This is a genomic window from Kitasatospora sp. NPDC007106 (assembly GCF_040634455.1).
Taxonomy (GTDB): Bacteria; Actinomycetota; Actinomycetes; order Streptomycetales; family Streptomycetaceae; genus Kitasatospora; species Kitasatospora arboriphila.
The window spans coordinates 1-2,679 of the sequence record NZ_JBEYFP010000780.1 but is presented as its reverse complement, the minus strand read 5'-3'; the positions used below and the strand labels follow the sequence as shown (position 1 = coordinate 2,679).

General features: G+C 74.3%; 2 protein-coding genes. Both read left to right on the top strand.

Annotated features, from left to right (window positions below):
* On the top strand, positions 1-919 hold a 919-nt coding region (locus ABZ641_RS32245; protein WP_359987582.1), incomplete at its 5' end, for an EAL domain-containing protein.
* 64 nt (positions 920-983) lie between these two features.
* Entirely contained in the window at positions 984-2,678 is a 1,695-nt protein-coding gene (locus tag ABZ641_RS32240; RefSeq protein ID WP_359987579.1) for a phospholipase, read from the top strand.
* Position 2,679: the final 1 nt, after the last annotated feature.

Sequence of the window (2,679 nt, the reverse complement as noted above, 5' to 3'; positions counted from 1 at the left end):
CACCCACGCCGACCTCGCGCTGTACTCGGCGAAGGCGGCCGGCAAGCGGCAGTGGTGCCACTACCGGCCCGCGCTGCAGGCCGGCCTGGTCGAGCGGCACGAGCTCAACGAGAGCCTGGACGAGGCGATCGCCGAGGCGGCCTTCGCGCTGTACTACCAGCCGATCGTCGACCTGACCTCGGGCGGCCTGGTGGGCTTCGAGGCGCTGGTGCGCTGGCCGCACGAGCGGCGCGGCATGGTGCTGCCGGAGGAGTTCATCTCGCTCGCCGAGGAGAGCGGCCAGATCGTGCCGCTCGGCGCCTGGGTGCTGGAGCGGGCGGTCGCCGAGGCGGCCCGCTGGCAGCGGCAGACCCGGGAGGAGCGGGCGGCCGGCGGCCGCGGCCCGCTGCGGGTGAGCGTGAACGTCTCCGGCCGGCAGTTCCGCGACGCGGGCTTCGTGGACACCGTCCGCCGGGCCCTCGACCAGAGCGGCATCGAGCCGTCCACGCTGGTGCTGGAGCTCACCGAGACGGTGCTGATGCGCCGCGACGAGCGGGTCCGCACCGACATGCAGATGCTGGGCGACCTCGGGGTGCAGATCGCCATCGACGACTTCGGCACCGGCTACTCCTCGCTGAGCTACCTGCGGGAGTTCCCGATCTCCATCCTGAAGATCGACAAGTCCTTCATCGACGGGCTCGGCCACTCCCAGCAGCAGTACGCGCTGGTCGAGGGCATCGCGCGGATCGCGGACACGCTGGGCGTGCAGGTCATCGCGGAGGGGATCGAGAACACCGTCCAGCGCGACCTGCTGGCCGCGATGGGCTGCCCGCTCGGCCAGGGCTACCTGTTCGCGCGGCCGCTCACCACGGACCAGGCGGGCCTGCTGGTCCAGGAGGACGCGCGGCCGGCCGGGCTGCACATCGGCGGCCGCGGCTGACCGGAGGGGACGGGGCCGACCCGGCGGGGGAGTGGTTGCGGTGCGGCGGGGGAGCGGTGCGGCCGTGGCGGGGGAGCGCTGCGGCCGCGGCGGCCCCGATTTGATCATCTGGCAGGCCGTCAAGTTACCATCAGGTAGATTGTTGGTGATCTGCCAAAGGACCCTCTCCGTGCCCGACCGCCGACCGCGCCGCACCGGCCGCGTCACCCGCCCCCTGCTCGTCCTCGCCGCCGTCCTCGGCGTGCTGCCCGCCGCCGCCCCGGCCTACGCCGCCGGGCCCGCCACCCCGCACCTCGACGCCGTCGAGCAGACCCTCCGCGAGGTCTCGCCGGGCCTGGAGGGCCCGGTCTGGCAGCGCACCGACGGCAACCGCTTCGACGGCGTGCTGCAGACCCCCGGCTGCTGGGGCGACCCGGCCTGCCGCACCCGCACCGGCAGCGACCGGTTGCTCGCCCGCACCACCGCGGCGGTCGCCGCCGCGACCCGCACCGTGGACGTCTCCTCGCTCGCGCCCTTCCCGAACGGCGGATTCGAGGACGCCCTGGTGGCCGGCCTGAAGCAGGCCACCGCCGACGGCCGGCACCTCACCGTGCGCATCCTGGTCGGCGCGGCCCCCGTCTACCACCTCAACGTGCGGCCCGCCGCCTACCGCGACGAGCTGGTCGCCCGGCTCGGCCCGGCCGCGGCGAACGTCACCCTCACCGTCGCCTCCGCCACCACCTCCCGCACCGGCCTGTCCTGGAACCACTCCAAGATCCTGGTCGTGGACGGCGCCACCGCGATCGTCGGCGGCATCAACGGCTGGAAGGACGACTACCTCGACACCGCCCACCCGGTCACCGACGCCGACGTCGAGCTGACCGGGCCCGCGGCCGGCTCCGCCGCCCGCTACCTGGACACCCTGTGGTCCTGGACCTGCGACAACACCGGCGGCCTGAGCCAGAACGTCTGGTTCGCGGCCTCCTCCGGTGCCGGCTGCGTGCGCACCCTGGAGACGCCCGCCGCCCCGCAGGCGGGCGGCGTCCCGGTGATCGCCGTCGGCGGCCTCGGCGTCGGCGTGCGCACCGCCGACCCGGCGTCCGGCTACCGTCCGCAGCTGCCCGGCTCCGCCGCCACCCGCTGCGGCGTCGGCCTGCCCGACCACACCAACGACGACCGGGACTACGAGACGGTCAACCCCGAGGAGAACGCGCTGCGCGCCCTGGTCGCCAGCGCCACCGACCACGTCGAGATCTCCCAGCAGGACCTCAACGCCACCTGCCCGCCGCTGCCCCGCTACGACCAGCGGCTCTACGACGTGCTGGCCGCCAAGCTGGCCGCCGGCGTCAAGGTGCGGATCGTGGTCAGCGACCCGGCCAACCGCGGCGCGGTCGGCAGCGGCGGCTACTCGCAGATCAAGTCGCTGGCCGAGATCAGCGACGTGCTGAAGGGCCGTCTGGTGAAGCTGACGGGCGGCCAGGCCGAGGGCCGGGCCGCGCTCTGCGGCAACCTGCAGCTCGCGTCCTTCCGCGCCGCGCCGACCGCCACCTGGGCCGACGGACACCCGTACGCGCTGCACCACAAGGTGGTCTCGGTGGACGGGCAGGCGTTCTACACCGGTTCGAAGAACCTCTACCCGGCCTGGCTGCAGGACTTCGGCTACATCGTCGAGGACCGCGCGGCCGCCGGCCGGCTGGACGCCGAGGTGCTGGCGCCGCAGTGGCAGTACTCGCAGAGCGCCGCGACCGTCGACTGGGCGCGCGGCATCTGCACCGCCTGAC